General features: G+C 30.7%; 18 protein-coding genes and 1 pseudogene. 5 read left to right on the forward strand and 14 right to left on the reverse strand.

Going from position 1 to position 16,433, the window contains the following annotated elements; all coding sequences use genetic code 11:
* Positions 1-1,224: pseudogene (locus FIA58_RS17620) on the reverse strand (hypothetical protein); the annotation flags it as partial.
* Positions 1,225-1,389: 165 nt separating this feature from the next.
* On the opposite strand from FIA58_RS17620, the gene folE reads away from it, so the two are divergent.
* Together folE and cysS are read left to right on the forward strand one after the other, a co-directional pair.
* Positions 1,390-2,061, forward strand: a complete 672-nt coding sequence (gene folE, locus FIA58_RS17625) for a GTP cyclohydrolase I FolE (protein ID WP_140964017.1) — start codon at positions 1,390-1,392, stop codon at positions 2,059-2,061.
* Between the two features lie 274 nt (positions 2,062-2,335).
* A complete protein-coding gene (gene cysS, locus FIA58_RS17630; RefSeq protein ID WP_140964018.1) occupies positions 2,336-3,820 on the forward strand; it encodes a cysteine--tRNA ligase in 1,485 nt (494 codons plus the stop codon).
* Between the two features lie 126 nt (positions 3,821-3,946).
* Here the strand turns inward: cysS and FIA58_RS17635 are convergent, their stop codons facing one another.
* The gene (locus FIA58_RS17635) at positions 3,947-4,552 is read right to left on the reverse strand and encodes an outer membrane beta-barrel protein (protein WP_140964019.1); all 606 of its coding nucleotides are present in this window, start codon (positions 4,550-4,552) and stop codon (positions 3,947-3,949) included.
* A 151-nt stretch (positions 4,553-4,703) separates the two neighbouring features.
* Here FIA58_RS17635 and yidD point away from each other — a divergent pair, with 151 nt between their 5' ends.
* Positions 4,704-4,961 (forward strand): membrane protein insertion efficiency factor YidD, encoded by a 258-nt coding sequence (gene yidD, locus FIA58_RS17640; protein WP_140964020.1) that lies wholly within the window; start codon positions 4,704-4,706, stop codon positions 4,959-4,961.
* 124 nt (positions 4,962-5,085) lie between these two features.
* Entirely contained in the window at positions 5,086-6,033 is a 948-nt protein-coding gene (lgt, locus tag FIA58_RS17645) for a prolipoprotein diacylglyceryl transferase (RefSeq protein ID WP_140964021.1), read from the forward strand.
* 126 nt (positions 6,034-6,159) lie between these two features.
* Here lgt and FIA58_RS17650 read toward each other — a convergent pair whose 3' ends face one another.
* Entirely contained in the window at positions 6,160-6,363 is a 204-nt protein-coding gene (locus FIA58_RS17650; protein ID WP_140964022.1) for a hypothetical protein, read from the reverse strand.
* 160 nt (positions 6,364-6,523) lie between these two features.
* A complete protein-coding gene (locus FIA58_RS17655; protein WP_140964023.1) occupies positions 6,524-7,549 on the reverse strand; it encodes a threonine aldolase family protein in 1,026 nt (341 codons plus the stop codon).
* 48 nt (positions 7,550-7,597) lie between these two features.
* Between FIA58_RS17655 and prfB the strand changes: the two genes are divergently transcribed.
* A protein-coding gene (gene prfB, locus FIA58_RS17660; RefSeq protein ID WP_140964024.1) for a peptide chain release factor 2 occupies positions 7,598-8,696 on the forward strand; the annotation gives its coding sequence in 2 pieces (ribosomal slippage) (positions 7,598-7,660 and positions 7,662-8,696; 1,098 coding nt in all).
* Positions 8,697-8,812: 116 nt separating this feature from the next.
* Here prfB and FIA58_RS17665 read toward each other — a convergent pair.
* The 10 genes from FIA58_RS17665 to FIA58_RS17705 form a co-directional block, all read right to left on the reverse strand.
* A complete protein-coding gene (locus FIA58_RS17665) occupies positions 8,813-9,529 on the reverse strand; it encodes a DsbA family oxidoreductase (protein WP_140964025.1) in 717 nt (238 codons plus the stop codon).
* Between the two features lie 168 nt (positions 9,530-9,697).
* Positions 9,698-10,285, reverse strand: a complete 588-nt coding sequence (locus tag FIA58_RS17670; protein ID WP_140964026.1) for a 2OG-Fe(II) oxygenase — start codon at positions 10,283-10,285, stop codon at positions 9,698-9,700.
* A 148-nt stretch (positions 10,286-10,433) separates the two neighbouring features.
* Positions 10,434-11,021: a hypothetical protein gene (locus FIA58_RS17675; RefSeq protein WP_140964027.1), complete on the reverse strand. Its 588-nt coding sequence runs from the start codon at positions 11,019-11,021 to the stop codon at positions 10,434-10,436.
* A 32-nt stretch (positions 11,022-11,053) separates the two neighbouring features.
* Positions 11,054-11,791, reverse strand: coding sequence for a DUF6000 family protein (locus FIA58_RS17680; protein ID WP_140964028.1), 738 nt, complete (start codon positions 11,789-11,791; stop codon positions 11,054-11,056).
* A gap of 529 nt (positions 11,792-12,320) precedes the next feature.
* Positions 12,321-13,070 carry a DUF1835 domain-containing protein gene (locus FIA58_RS17685; protein WP_140964029.1) on the reverse strand — a complete coding sequence of 250 codons (750 nt, stop codon included), beginning with the start codon at positions 13,068-13,070 and terminating at the stop codon, positions 12,321-12,323.
* A 295-nt stretch (positions 13,071-13,365) separates the two neighbouring features.
* Positions 13,366-13,995, reverse strand: coding sequence for a chloramphenicol acetyltransferase (locus tag FIA58_RS17690; protein ID WP_140964030.1), 630 nt, complete (start codon positions 13,993-13,995; stop codon positions 13,366-13,368).
* A 158-nt stretch (positions 13,996-14,153) separates the two neighbouring features.
* Positions 14,154-14,606, reverse strand: a complete 453-nt coding sequence (locus FIA58_RS17695) for a hypothetical protein (RefSeq protein ID WP_140964031.1) — start codon at positions 14,604-14,606, stop codon at positions 14,154-14,156.
* A 184-nt stretch (positions 14,607-14,790) separates the two neighbouring features.
* Positions 14,791-15,015, reverse strand: coding sequence for a Rossmann-fold NAD(P)-binding domain-containing protein (locus tag FIA58_RS21515; protein ID WP_243754697.1), 225 nt, complete (start codon positions 15,013-15,015; stop codon positions 14,791-14,793).
* 214 nt (positions 15,016-15,229) lie between these two features.
* Positions 15,230-15,784, reverse strand: coding sequence for an NmrA family NAD(P)-binding protein (locus FIA58_RS21520; protein WP_243754698.1), 555 nt, complete (start codon positions 15,782-15,784; stop codon positions 15,230-15,232).
* A 64-nt stretch (positions 15,785-15,848) separates the two neighbouring features.
* Positions 15,849-16,424, reverse strand: a complete 576-nt coding sequence (locus FIA58_RS17705) for a Crp/Fnr family transcriptional regulator (protein ID WP_140964032.1) — start codon at positions 16,422-16,424, stop codon at positions 15,849-15,851.
* Between the last annotated feature and the right edge of the window lie 9 nt (positions 16,425-16,433).

Genomic DNA, 16,433 nt, shown 5'->3' on the forward strand with positions numbered 1-16,433 from the left:
GTAATTTGAAGGATTATTTGTCCCTAATACCGTAGCACTCTGACTCGTTAAATCAAAAATCTCAAAACCATCATTACTAATATCATCACACGCATATAAATCTGAAGGTTGGACGATCACAATGCCACAATTTACAATTACTTGAAATTCAGTAAATTCTGCACAAGTAGGATTAAGATCATTCTCTACCCTAACATAAATGGTGGTATTACCAACTGGATTTGGAGTAAAAGCAGTGGGGTTAGGAATTGCTGAAGCATAATTACCTGCAAGCGAACCTCCTGGACCAAATAGACTTAAGTAGAAATAAACATCAAAATCACTTGGACTCGCTGGGCTAAGCATAGCTGGAATAACAGATGTTAAATCAAAAACAGGAGAGCAATCATTATTAGGGCCAATTAAATCCACGGGAGTATTTAAAACTGGTTCTGAAGTAAAAGCTACTTCAATTTGGTCAATTGCTAAGTCAGAACAACCTGGACGAACCACCCTTACTTCCCAAGTTCCATTTTGAGTAACATTTAAAGTATTTGTAGTAGTAGTAGTTTGTAGAACACCATCTAAGTACCATTCATAAGTTGGTGTACCTGCTAAAGTAGGTTCTTGATTAAAGGTAGCTGTTAAAGTAGTATTGTTTATGGTTGTAGAACAATATAATTCATCTGGTCCTAAATCAACTCCACAAACAATATCACAGGAAAGCGATCCTGTCCCTCCTGTTTGATTTATAGTATAAGTACCCGGTTGTTGTCCAAAATTAGTTACCAATAATATATAATATTCACCATGTACTCCATTTGTAATATTTATATTTTCAGTTGCAGAACCAGAATAACTACAATCAACAAGATTAACAGGACCAGTATAGCCGGGAGAAAAGCCAGATAAATTATCACATACATTGTTCAAACTATTAAATGGTCCCCATAATGCAAAATCAACATCTGAATTACCCGAAGTAGTTTGAATAAGTGTAAAATCCATAGAACCTGAAGTACCTACTTGCATATAAAACCATGCAGGATAAGGTGTAGAGAATAAACAGTTAACTTGTCCATAACCCGCTGCATTACCTCCAGGAGTTGTGGTATTTGTATTATTATATGGACCTCCTTGCCCAGAACATATCCCAGAAGCTGTATCACACGTAGGAGACTGAGAATAAATTTGATTAAAAGTTAAAAGTGTAATTATTATAAAAAAGTGTAGTATTTTCTTCATTGTTATAGCAATTTATTGTGTGGTTTATTGTTGTTGTCACAAATTTAACAAAATATTAATTCTATGCTAATATTTTCTTTAATAATTAACATTCAAAGTCTTTTTTTATGATATTTAATTTATCTTTGCTCTTCTCAAAAATATATTACATAATTTACAAGAATAATGATTCAAAACGAGGAATTTCAAGAAGAAATAGGTAATAATCATATTGCTACTAGTGCTGAAACCCCATTAAGAAAAGACGCTTTTGACTTGTCTGATGATGAAAAAATTGAAAGTATAAAGAAAGATGTAGAACATATCTTGACTACTTTAGGGATGGATTTAACTGATGACAGTTTAAAAGGAACTCCTAACCGAGTAGCAAAAATGTTTGTGAAAGAAATTTTTGGAGGATTAAATCCAACAAAAAAACCTAGTTCTTCTACTTTTGAAAACAAGTACAAATACAATGAAATGCTTGTTGAAAAAAATATAGTGGTTTATTCAACATGTGAGCATCATTTACTACCTATCGTAGGAAGAGCTCATGTGGCTTATATTTCAAATGGAACGGTTGTTGGACTTTCTAAAATGAACCGAATTGTGGATTATTTTGCAAAAAGACCTCAAGTACAGGAACGTTTAAATATACAAATCGTACAAGAATTACAAAAAGTACTAGGAACTGAAGATGTAGCTTGTGTGATTGATGCCAAACATTTATGTGTGAATTCAAGAGGTATAAGAGATATTGAAAGCAGTACTGTTACAGCAGAATTTGGTGGAAAATTTAAAGAAGACAAAACAAGAAGAGAGTTCTTAGATTACATTAAATTAGACACGAAGTTTTAGGGAAAAGATATCTGTTTTTTTGATTGCTGAATCAATTTCGAAGTATGAAGGCAGTTATAAAAAACAATATCAAATGAAAACTGAATACTTACAAACTAGCCCTGATAGTAATAAAAAGCTTTTTGTTAAAGTAGCCTATTTTTGTTATTGTAAAAAAGCGACTTTAGAAGCTCTTTTTATAATTTGCAAAAAAAGGGTAATTTGCAAAAACTTGTAATGAATAGCAGGATTAGCTACAAATAATAAAAGATATATAATAAGGAATTAAAATAACATGGAATTATATAAAAGCCAAAACTTAAAAATATACAATACATTAACAGGCGAAAAAGAAACTTTTAAACCTATTCATGAAGGAAATATTGGAATGTATGTTTGCGGACCAACAGTTTACAGCAATGTACACTTAGGTAATGTACGTACTTTCATGAGTTTTGATGTTATTTTCAGATACTTACTTCATTTAGATTACAAAGTTCGCTATGTAAGAAATATTACTGATGCTGGACATTTAACAGACGATGGTGATGTGGATAATGATCGTTTCGTAAAGCAATCTCGATTAGAGAAACTGGAACCTATGGAAATCGTACAGAAATATACAGTCGATTTTCATAAAGTTTTGGATACTTTTAATTTTCTTCCTCCAACTATTGAACCCACGGCTACAGGTCATATTATAGAACAAATTGAACTGACTCAAAAATTACTAGAAGATGGTTTTGCTTATGAGAGTCAAGGTTCGGTGTATTTTGATGTTCCTGCTTATAATAAAAAAGGACTCAATTATGGTGAATTGAGTAACCGTAATAATGATGATGATTTTTCAAATACTAGAGATTTAGACGGTCAAAGTGAAAAAAGAAATCCTCAGGATTTTGCTTTGTGGAAAAAAGCTTCACCAGCACATATTATGCGATGGAATTCTCCTTGGGGGGAAGGTTTTCCTGGTTGGCATCTTGAATGTACAGCTATGAGTACTAAATATTTAGGAGAAACATTTGATATTCATGGTGGTGGAATGGATTTAAAATTCCCTCATCACGAATGTGAAGTAGCGCAAGCTAAAGGTTGTTTTGGTCACTCTCCAGTTAAAACTTGGATGCATACCAACATGCTTACTATGAATGGCTTACGTATGAGTAAATCAACTGGTAATTATGTTTTACCTATGGATTTAGTGGAAGGTAATAATACTTTCTTTGAAAAGAAATTTGAACCGAATATCATTCGTTTTTGCTTTTTACAAGCGCATTACAGAAGTGTTTTAGACATTTCTAATGATGCTATGCTAGCTAGTGAAAAAGGCTACAATCGATTACTAGAAGCTTATAAATTAGGGGGAAATCTTATAGCCAGTAACACTTCTACACTAGACATTACAGCTTGGAAACAAAGTTGTTATAATGCTATGAATGACGATTTTAATACTCCTATATTAATTGCACAGTTGTTTGAAGGTGTTCGTTTTATTAATTTGATAAACGATAAAAAAGCTACATTAACAGCAGAAGATTTACAACTTTTAAATGATACTTTACGTACTTTCTTAGCAGATGTGTTAGGAATTAATTTAGAGGTATCTAATGACGGAGCAAATACTAACAAATTAGAAGGTGTAGTTAACATGCTAATTGAGATGCGAAATGAGGCTAGAGCTAATAAAAATTGGGGTTTATCAGATGAAATTCGAGATAAATTAGCAACTCTTGGTATTCAGTTAAAAGATGGTAAAGAGGGAACTGGATTTTCGATATAGTTTTTCTCATATTTAACTTATAAATAAACACAACTGTTAGTTAGAACTGTACTTATTTTAATTAAAAAGTAGAGCTATTTTACCAGAATAACTCTACTTTATATTCAACTAGTATCAACTAAAATATTAGAATAAGAATTTTACTCCCACTCTTAATCCACCAATACTTCTACTTCCTGGATTTAAATCAAATGGATTTGCATTAAAATTAAAACTGTTTGTGCTATCTCCAGAGCTTGGTTTTAATGTCGATGAAGTAATGTTTAATAATGAAAATGAAGTTTCAACTGTCATCCAGCTGTTAACTAAAAAATCAAAACCTGGAGCAATATCTACACCTATTGAAGTAGTTTTGTCATCAGTAATTTTGTCTTTTCCAAATGTCATTGGTAGAGATGCTTGACCATACATGAAGAATTTACCTCCTAATCCCCAGTATTTTCTAACTAAAGGCTGAACAATAAAAGTGTTTGACTCAGCAACAGTAACTGAACCTGTATCTGTAGTTGAGTTAATCACACCAATTCCCAAACCTACAGTTGTAGTTGGTGCAATAAAATAACCTGCAATAGGAACAATCGTGTTTGATTTAGTTTCACTTGCACCATTATCTGTTGAAGAAAAGGCTACTTGACCAGCAATCCACCAAGTTCCTTCTAAACCTTTATTCTCTTCTTGAGCATTTACATTCAAACCTAATAATACGATACCTGCTAATAATATTTTTTTCATTTTATTTTTATTTTAAAAATTATAAGACAAATTTATAGTCAACAATTGTTAAAAAAACTGATATTAATCATAGTTTAAATTTTATTTTCATTATAAAATTTAGACTTAAAAAAATATAAAATGGTACTTTTACAACATAATAATATGTTATATGCACAACAACAATAATCCTTTAAAAATCAATAGATTAAAAAAAATATTAATCTTCCCATTTATCATACTAGTTCGGTTTTACCAAGTAGCTATTTCCCCTTATACACCAGCTACTTGTAGGTTTGAGCCTACTTGTTCGCATTATACTGTTGAAGCACTACAAAAACACGGATTATTTAAAGGCGGTTGGTTAGCAGTTAAACGTATTTTTAGTTGTCACCCATGGGGGAAAAGCGGTTATGATCCTGTTCCATAAAGAAAAGTTGTAAGTTGTAGGTTATAAGTTTCTTTGTAAGTTTTTAATTGAAATCTTTAATTTATTTTAACAACTAAACCAATAATAATATTTATTTTTACCCATCAAAAAAGACAATACACTTATGAATTACGCATTAAATATGGTTTGGAATCCGTCAGAAGGAATAGATTTAGGATTTTTTATGGTTCGTTATTACAGTTTAATGTTTGTAGTTGCTTTTGGATTAGGTTGGTACATAATGAAAAACATTTACAACCGAGAAGGAATTGCTATAGAAAAACTAGACAAACTTTTTATTTACACAGTTTTAGCTACCTTATTAGGAGCAAGACTAGGACATGTTATCTTTTATCAATCGGAATTATTTCATGAAGATCCATTGAGTATTCTTTTACCTATTAGTACAAAACCCACTCTTCACTTTACTGGTTTTGCAGGCTTAGCTAGTCATGGTGCAGCGATTGCAATTATTATTGTAATGTTTTATTACAGTAGAAAAATAGTTCATAAACCAATTCTTTGGATTTTAGATCGAATTGTAATCCCTGTTGCCAGCGGTGCTATTTTTGTACGATTAGGAAATTTCTTTAATTCGGAAATAATTGGTAAACCAACATCACCTGATAGTTTTATGGCTATAAAATTCATTAGAGGAGAAGAATACAATGGTCCATTAGGAGAAAGAGCGATAGTAGCCAAAACACAAATGAACAATGCTAATGATGCTTTCAATGCTATAACGCATGACCCACAATATAAAGATATTTTAGAGCAAATCCCGTATCGTTATCCTGCTCAATTGTATGAAGCATTGGGTTATGTTATTGTGTTTGCAATTTTATTCTATATGTATTGGAAAACTGAGGCTAGAAATAAAGCAGGTTTACTTTTTGGAACGTTCTTACTATTATTATGGACGGTTCGTTTCTTTGTAGAATATGTAAAAGAAAGTCAAGGTGGTTTTGAAAATTACCCTATATTTTCTTCTCTTTCAACAGGACAATGGTTGAGCATTCCTTTTATAATAGCAGGTTTATATTATATATTAAGACCTAAGAAAGTAGTTTAATTAAACTTAACATACATAAAACAAAGAACCATAACTTTAGCGGTTATGGTTCTTCGTTTAAAAACCTAATTATAACGCATTTATAAATTAAGTAGAAAAAATCAATAGCTTAAAACAAAAATTAAATTATTCATCTTCTGTAACTAATTCTAAACAAGGCTTTAATTGGGGATTTTGAGCAGTAAAATAAACTAACCAATTACGTAAATGTTCTACTTCGTATGGTAATAATTTTTTAATCGCTTTTTTCAATTCTTTAATAAAAAGATCAAGGTCAAAACTTACTTTTTCTAATACACTTTTCGTGTAATCGTATATCATTCTAGGCATAATTTAGTAGGTTAAAATTAATATTTAGATTGAAACTCATTATAAAAGTAAATCAAAAAAATGAAATAACCATACCAAAAATGTTAAATTCATCGATTAAGTGATTATTTTTACCGATTAAATGCGTTTTGTAAGAAGTTTCTTTTTGAAACCTCATTTATTAAAACTCCATTCGTCCTAAAACATCTAAAACATAATCGTGCATCACACTTCTATAATCCATATGTGTCACCATTCTTAATTTACCTTGTCCCATTGAAGTTATTAAAATGCTTTTTTGTTTTAATTTATCCATAAAAGCTTTTTCGTCTATGTCTGCTTGTAAAGTAAAAATGACAATATTGGTTTCTACAAGAGCAACTTCCTTAATCCAAGATTTTTTTGCAAGTACTTGACCTAGTTCCTTTGCTTTTTGATGATCTTGTGCCAAGCGCTCTATGTTATTTTTTAAAGCATATAATCCGGCTGCAGCCAAATAACCCGCTTGACGCATATTTCCTCCAAACAATTTACGAATGCGAAGAGCCTTCTTAATATCAGCAGCACTTCCCACTAAAATAGAACCTACTGGTGCTCCGAGTCCTTTTGATAAACAAACTGAAATGGTATCAAAAAGGTTTCCAAAATCTTTAGGTTGTTGGTTTTTAGCTACTAATGCATTCCATAATCGAGCACCATCTAAATGGTATTTTAAATTGTGTTCGACACAAACTTGTTTTATCTTATGTAATTCATCTAATTCATAACAAGCTCCTCCTCCTTTATTAGTAGTATTTTCTAAACTTACTAAACGAGTTGTTGGTGCATGATAGAATTCGGGATCATTGATTACTTTTCGTACTTGCTCCGCAGTAATTTTACCTCTATCTCCATCTACTAGATGACAAGAAACACCGCTATTAGCAGCTACTCCACCACCTTCGTATAAAAAAATATGTGCCCATTTATCGCAAATTACTTCGTCAGCTGGTTGTGTGTGTAATTTTATTGCCGTTTGGTTTGCCATTGTACCACTTGGAAAAAACAAAGCCGCTTCTTTACCAAACAATTCGGCAGTGTAACGCTCTAGTTCATTGACAGTTGGATCTTGTTTAAACACATCATCACCTACTTCTGCTTTAAACATTGCGTCTAACATTGCAGGTGTTGGTTTGGTTACGGTATCACTAATTAAATTTATTTCCATAAAATCAAAAGGAATGTTCTATTTTTGTGCTGTAAAACTACAATATTTATGCTTAATACAGAACAAGTAAAAGATATTATTGATCGCCTTGGTGCGTTAAGGAGGTATCTTTGACATCGATAGAAAAACTATCGAAATAACAAACGAAGAAGAAAAAACGTTTGCTCCTGGATTTTGGGATAATGCTAGAGAAGCCCAAATTATTGTTCGTGATATCCGTTCCAAAAAGAAATGGGTAGAAGATTACAATAAAGGACTTGAAATGGCCGAAGAGCTTCAAATTATGTTAGATTTCCTAAAAGATGGAGATATTTCAGAAGAAGAAGCTGATGAATTGTATGTCAAAACCATTGCTCATATTGAAGATATAGAGTTTAGAAATATGCTTTCTGATGAAGGAGATAGCATGAGTGCGGTCTTACAAATTACGGCAGGTGCTGGTGGAACAGAAAGTTGTGACTGGGCTTCTATGTTAATGCGAATGTATTTAATGTGGGGTGAAAAACAAGGGTACAAAATCAAAGAATTGAACTTTCAAGAAGGAGATGTTGCTGGAATTAAAACCGTAACATTAGAATTTGAAGGAGATTTTGCCTTTGGTTATCTAAAAGGTGAAAATGGTGTCCATCGTTTGGTGCGTATTTCTCCTTTTGACAGTAATGCGAAACGTCATACCTCTTTTGCATCCGTTTATGTCTATCCTTTGGTGGATGATACGATTGAAATCGAAATTAATCCTGCTGACATTGAGATTACAACGGCTCGTTCTAGTGGTGCAGGTGGTCAAAATGTGAATAAAGTGGAAACCAAAGTACAATTGGTTCATAAACCTACAGGTATTCAAATTCAATGTTCGGAAACCCGCTCTCAACATGATAACCGTCAACGCGCAATGCAAATGTTGAAATCTCAGTTGTATGAAATTGAATTAAAAAAGCAATTAGCACAAAGAGCCGATATCGAAGCAGGTAAAATGAAGATTGAATGGGGTTCTCAAATTCGTAACTATGTAATGCAACCTTATAAATTGGTTAAAGATGTTCGTACAGGTGCAGAAACTAGTGATGTGGATGCGGTTATGAATGGTGATATTGACAAATTCTTAAAAGCCTATTTAATGATGATGGGACAAAAAGAGGAAGAATAAGAATTATTCTAAATTCAAATCGATTATTATAAAAAAATCCAAATTCCTTTTAAATAGTGGAATTTGGATTTTTTCTGAATTAAAATTAACCAACTAAAATTATTTGTTTTTAAAATTTAATTACAACCTTTAATTCCGCAATTATCTCCTTCTATTGTATTAACTAAAGTTACTTTAGAATCAAAACTACCTTCTTTCCAAGTTGTTTCTAAAGTTTGTAAGAATGCTTCTTCTGGTTGCGCTCCTGAAATGGCATATTTGTTATCAAACACAAAAAATGGAACACCCTGTACTCCTATTTGCTGTGCCATAGCTATGTCTTTTTTCACTTCATCAGAATAAGCATCAGAATGAAGAACTTCTTCAGTAATTTTTTTTTCTAAACCTACTTGCTGTCCTAATAGACTTAAAGTATCTAAATCATTAACATCTTTACCATCTGTCAAATAAGCTTTTAGCAATTGTTCTTTTAGTTCATTACCTAACTTGTATTTCTTTGCTAAATGTAATAAACGATGTGCATTGTGTGAATTAGCTAAAATGGCTTTTTCAAAGTGAAAATCCAATCCTGAATTTTTAGCATTTTGGGTCATATTATCTGTCATTTCTTGTGCCCAAGCTTTATCTTTACCATATTTTGCTGATAAGTGATCTATGATATTATCATCTGGTGAAGCTTTAAAGTTCGCATCTAACTGGAAACTTTTCCATTCTATTTCGACGCTGTCTTTGTGATTAAATTTCGCTAATGCTCCTTCTATTCTTCTTTTTCCTATATAACAAAATGGACACATGACATCTGACCATATTTGAACTTTAAGTGTATTTTCCATTATCTTATTTTCATTTGTATATACAAATTTACTTGTAACTTAATGGAAATAAAAATGGTTTAAGAATTAATTAAGATAAGTTGTAAACTCTTTCTATAAAATTACTGTAGTACTAGTAGTCATTTATTGAAAGATGATAATCTCAACTCATTAGTCAAAGCTTTACTGCTATCGATAAGGTGGTCCAGAAACCCAACCCACTATAGATTGTCGTGTGCCTTTAGTAATAGGTGTAACCCGATGCATGATGAAAGAAGGGAAAATGATAATGGTTCCTTTTTTTCTTGGAGCATTTTCAATTCTATTATTAATCATAAACTGTAAATCGCCTCCTTCATAACTATCTTCATCAGATAATTGAATGGTCATACTTAGTTTTCGAGCTGAAATTTCTCCCGCACCAAAATCTAAATGCCAGTCAAAAAAATCGCCTTCTGAATACCTTGTTAGTTGTAATTCTTGATGAAAGCCTAACAAATCAAACCAATATCTTTCATTGTTAGAAGCAATAGCTAAACCTGCCAATTTATTGTAAATCCAATCATTTTCGGGTGTATTATCAATAAACATGACTGAACTTTTTCGCAATTCGTCATTATATTTATCCTCTCCTGAGATGGTGGCTTTTATCGTTTTATCTTCTTCCCAAAAACTGAGTATTTTATCTATTTCTTGTGGTAGTAATAATCCCGTATAATAAATGAATTCTGCAAAGTTATATTTTAGAGGAAGACCAAATGAGTAATTTATTGCCATGCTATTTTTATTAAGATTTTCAGGTTTGTGATGGTTGCATAAATTTATAATAAAAGTTTACAAGTACAAAATCAAAACTGTGTTTATAATAAAAAAATGTTTTTATTGTAGTAGAATAAACCAAATAATACTGTCTCTATAATTGTATTTAATTCATTTCTATAATATTACCTTCATTACTAATCCTATACGTTTTAAAGATAGTATCAGTTTTTGTTTCTGATTTAATAAAATCGTAACCTTCTTTGACATGACCTTCTTCAGTTATTAAGGAATCAGGCACAAATTCAGTAAATTCTGAAATTTTAATCTTAGTAGTCGTTATAAACTTATATTCTTTCCAGGAATGTGTGGGAAGAGATAAGTCGTGATCGCAACTCTTTCCTATTTCTAAAGAATCCACTTTTCTTTTATTCCAATACGTTTCAAGTTCACTCATCAAGCAAACTCCATCAGTAATTGAAAAAATAGCATAACTTAAAGAATCATTTAGTTGATTAAGAGAGTTTATTTCGTGATTATTTCCATAACGACTCCATACTTTATTTTTTGTATTCTTTATTGTTTTTATCCAATTTGGAAACACTATTTGTACTTCATTTGAAAGAATCAATGCTTTCTCACTATTTTTTTCATTACTATTTGCTTGTTTATTGACCTCATCAATAATTGACGGTTTTGAATGCTTACAACTCATGAGTTGAGTGAAAATAAGTATTGCAAGTAAATGTTTCATAATTACTTAAATGTAGTGAAGTTAAATTGCGCTTAATATTGATTCAGTTCGTTTACTATTTTTATTTTCTCTTCAAAAAAAGAAATATCAATGTTCAAATCGACACTGTTTTTTGACAATTGCTTTAAATAATCTTCTACTAATTCGCTTTTTGCATTATTCTCATTGGTTGAAATATCCATTTGTGTTTTTGAAAACCCTAGTCTAGCAATCTTAAGTTTTTCCCAATCTAAAAAATGTTTTTTTGCTTTACTAGTTTTGTTAACTGTATCCAAATAAAATAAAGCCTGCAGAGCACTTTCTTGATCAAAATATAATCCTGGTTTTTGTAAGTAGTAATTTAAATAATCTTCTAAATATTGAATCGCTTTCTCACTATTGAAAAATGCTAAAACAAGTGCATAAATATGGCCAACACAACACACTTCGCTTTTTAAAAAATGTGTTCCAATACTATCAACTTGCTCTTCAAAACCTTTCACAGCAGAAAAATAAGCACCAACTAATCGTGTTCTCCAGTTAAAATCTCCTAGTAACTGCAACGTAATTTCTGGAGTAATTTGAGGTTTAATTTCTTTAATTTTGTCTACCCAGGAAAGTTCGTGATAACGGTCTATAGTCATATAAAAAGGAATCACCCATTTTTTTACAAATTCTTGTTCTAATTCTTTTGAATTGACATGTGAAACTAAATCATCAAATGGTGAAGTAGTAATTACTGTTGCTCCTGCAGTATGAAGTTTTAGTCTTTCTTCTGTATTTTTATCCATAACTCTATGCTATTCATTTTAAATTTACAATCTCCTTGAAGTTATATCCTACTCAATTGAGTTTCTATATTTATTTCTTCTAAATTTTTCGAATAAATTGTCTAAAAATTAATACCGTATTTTATAGCCCCGATAGTAGTGGCATCCTTTTCTTTTTTCTTAAAAAAAAGAAAAGATAGAACGGATAGCGGGACTACTTTTCTGTCGAAGGTTTGTTGTTGTGCTTCTAAAAAACAAGAATTAAACGCTGGTGTTTTGGTTTTAATTTTCAAATGTAAACTTTTTCTTTTACGCTAACCAAAGAAGTGGTTCATTTTGTGTGTGCTTCCCTTATTTGTGCTTAAAAAACAATCTTTAAAACTATAAAAGGAGGCTTTATACCTCCTTTTGTTGTTGTGTTTTTATAATTGAATGTCTCTTTTAGGATTTTTTCGTGTGTATCTTTTTTATCTGTGTTTGTCTTTTTCTTCCGTGTTTGTGTCCACGAACAAGATGCTTGCTGTAGCAGTGCTTTACTTAGGAAGGGCGATTAGCAGTTGTTATTTATTTCATCAAGTAATCTTTTCACTTGTAAATCTCCAAATCCATATATATACTCTCTTTTGCAAAACTCTTTAAATATAGGTCCGAATTCAGAGGTATTAAGTTCTTCCATTATTTGAACTAGTGATTGACTCGGTCTTCCCATACTCCCATTTGTTGGTATTCGTTCGAAATGAGCATTAACAGCAGTAAAAATGAATGGGTATAAGTTTTTCAATTGTCTTGACGTTTCAATCAATTTTTCAGTGTCATTGATTTGATAAAAATTCCAAAGTAATGACAATTTGTCGAGTTCTGTTAACTCTAATCTGTTCTCAAAAATAGAAATTAGTTCTGATTTTAATAGCCCACCAAAACCATATTGGCTATGTGATTTGGGTCTAATAAGAAATAGTTTATTATTCTTATTTGATTTAATTAATAGGTTGATTACAAACCAAAAGTTCACTTGACAGAACAAGTCATCCTCAAACCATAAATTAATATCTACATTGTCAGGAATGTTTTGGATTTTCTGGAATTCAGGAACTGTCTTTTCGAAATAGTCTTGTTCCTTAAATCCATCATAGTTGTTGCTGATAAATTCGGCTCTTACTTTAAAAAAGTCAATCAAACTATTACCATTCACATTTCCGTCTACTAAACATTCTCTAGCTACTAAAATTTCACCTTGAATGTTTTCAGGAAATTGCTCCTTTAAAGAATCACCATTTAGAATGTGGTATTGTTTTCTCATTTATTTACTCATTTCTTTCTTTGGTAACTGGTAATGTGTTGCTGCTTGTAGTTGTTGCGTAAATTTATAACAAAAGCTCACAAGTACAAACCGAATAGAAAATTTACTAGGGTTTTCTTTAGTGTTCCCTTCTTGTTGTTCTGAACTTAAATCTTTTTCTTTTAATTGATTTAAAATATCAATAAAGTTTTCGAGAACTTTTGTTTCTGACTTTTTATTCGTTTTAGAGGGTTGTTTTTTAAGAAATAAGTTAGTATTGCTAATGTAATTTCCCTCATTTTTTTAATGGAAGTTTTTATTTTGTATTAAGTTGGTTTTGGAATTCATTTAAATATTTTGCTATATGAAAACCATCAACTAATCCATGATGTGCTTCTATAGAAATTGGCAGCATTCTTTTACCTTCTCGAATTATAAATTTTCCAAAAGTTATTTTTGGTACTGATTCTTTTTGATCAAAATTTGTTGGATGTAATAATCCACTAAATGAATTCCAAGGAATTGTTGAATGTCTTATTAAATTTTTTTTAATATTATCGTTATTAAGTCTTAACCCAGAACAATTTTTTACTGCTATAATTTCTTTTTCTAATTCTGCATTAAAAGTTTCAAAATCTGAAGAATAATTTACAAAGCCAAATCCGAATGTTTCATCTTCTCTTCCAATAGTTATTCCTGCATGAATTTCTTCAAATTCTATTATTTCATTATCTACTATTCTATATTTTAGCTCATTGACAGAATTAACGGCAATCATGGATTTATGTAAATAATTTGCAAAAAATGACTTTTTATTTTCTTTGGAATTCCTAAAGCATTCGTCACAATCGACTTCTGTAACTATTCCTAAAGTTGGGCTTGCCATTTTAGAAAAAAAATCAAAGTGTTCTTTTCTTTTCCAATTGGTTAAGTTTATTTTTTTCATTAGTATTTTATTGCATTGCGTTAATAATTTTTCAGTTTTTAGGTACAATTCCTACTAACAGTCTTTTATAAGATATGGTATTTGTGTATTTTAAGCATCTAATTTAGCAAATAGACTGCAAGGATTTTTGGAAATAAGCAAGAACCTAACAATTAGTTTTATTCAAATGTTTCGTAACTCTTTTTTGTTTTTTCTTTAATTTTATTCCATTCAATATTATTTTCGACTTTCATTACTTTAATCTGAATTTCAGAATCAAATTTTTTAGGAATTGTTGGTAAATGTCTTGCAAATATTTTCAATGTGTCTTTTTCTACACTATAAATAATTTCCTCAAAACCTTTAAAAATATATTCAGAGATAGAATCTGGTTGAAATTCTTTGTCTGGATTTGTAGAAATTACTGAAATTTTATGATCTCCAGTTAATCCCCAGTTTTTGCTTTTCAGATAAATTTCAGTTTTCTTATTCTGAAATTTAATTATTTTTTTTTCAAATAAAGGTTTTCCAATTTCGTCTAAACTATTTATTGTTCTAATTACTTCTATTCCGAACCAAAACAAAAGAACTATTATAGAAATAAATGTTAATATTATTAATACTTTTTTCAATAGTTTTCATTTAAAATTGGTTACAACATTTTACCATTTGTAGCGGTTGCGTAAATTTATAATAAAAGATTATAAGTACAAAACTCCTTGTGGAATTTTGGAGAAAATTTAGAACACAAAACAAGCCTAACAATTGTTACAAACGATGTCCTTTTTGTTAACGGTTGCTCCTTTTTGCATCACCTTACTTTTTTTTCATTGCTTTCAAATATTTCATTGCTTCTGTTACTGCTTGTTTTGAACTTTTTGGATTGAAACCTAATTCTGTTCTCGCTTTTGTGATGTCGAAATCTTGTTGAAGGCCTGAAAACATAGCAATATCTTTTGTACTTAACAAAGAAGCTTTGCCACTTATTTTACTTCCAATTTCCATAAACCAAGCAATGATAAATAAGATTGGTTTAGGCACAACTATAGGTAATTTTATTTTTAAGTCAGGAAAAAGTTCTTGTGCTATTTGTGTTGTCGCTTTTATCGATGTACATTTTTCATTGGCTAAAATATAACGCTCTCCATTTTTCCCTTTTATTGCAGCTAAATAACAACCTTTAGCAACGTCTTTTACATCAATCCAATTTAAAGTAATTTTAGTTTCAACAGGTATTTCTTTTTTTAAGATTAGATTAATGATGTTGTACGATACACTTAATGGTGTGAAAGCTGTATTGCCGTAAAACGGCTACCAACTCAATGTTGTGTTTTTTTGCCAATTCAAAAGCTAATTTTTCTCCATCATTTTTTGAATTGTAATACATATCCCTACGATCAGGATTTTGTCCGTAACTTTCTTTGGTTGGAAGTGTTGAATAATTTAAAGCTGCAATAGAACTTACATAAATAATTCGTTTTACACCTGCTTCTACGGCAGCTTCCACCATATTTTTTGTACCTTCTATATTCACATCATAAATTTCTTTTTTGGGGTCTTTTGCCCAAAGCTTAAAAACTGCACCTACGGCATAAAATGTTTCTACGCCTTGTAATGCATTTACCAAAGATTGTTTGTTGCTAATATCCGATTCTACCACTTCACAATTTAAACCAACAAAAGGTTCTTTGTTTTTGATGTTTCGAACCGAAGCCCTTACTGGAATTCCTTTATTGATAAGCAATCTTACCAAGTTATTACCAAGATGTCCGTTCGCACCTGTAACCAAAGCTAAATTTTTCTGTGTCATATTTAATATTTTTAATTGATGGCACAAAATTCATCTATAATTTTTCAAATGCACTTCGCAAATGTTACTTAATTATTTGCTTTCTAATTCTACTCAAACTTTTAGAGTTCATTCCTAAAAAAGAAGCAATATATTGAAGTGGTACATTGTGTAGAATTTCTGGATAGTTATTCATTAGGTTTAGGTATCGTTGTTCTGCCGACAAGGTTGCTAATTCTTTTGAACGATTTTCGTTATATGTTAATGATTCTTGAAAAACCCAAATACTGAAATCTTTAAATGCTGAACTATTTAGAGTGAGAAACTCTAAGTCGTTTCTTCTAATTCTCAAAAGTTCACACTCAGTAATACACTCTACATTTTCATTTGATATTGTTTGGTTGATGAAATTTTGATACGAAGTCAAAAATCCTGGAGGGCAGTTGATATGTGTTGTTACTTCTTCACCTAAATTATTATAATAAAACAGTCGCATAAAACCCGATACAACAAAGTATAAATATTTTGGAACTTTGTCTTCATGTTCAATAATTCGATTTTTAGGAAATAACACAGGCTCAAAATACTTTCTACATAAGTCTTTATCCTTTTCAGTAAATACAACTTTTTGAATTATGAGGTTTAATAATAGGTCGTGCATTTTTTTTAT

Source organism: Flavobacterium jejuense, from assembly GCF_006491595.2.
Classification (GTDB): Bacteria; Bacteroidota; Bacteroidia; order Flavobacteriales; family Flavobacteriaceae; genus Flavobacterium; species Flavobacterium jejuense.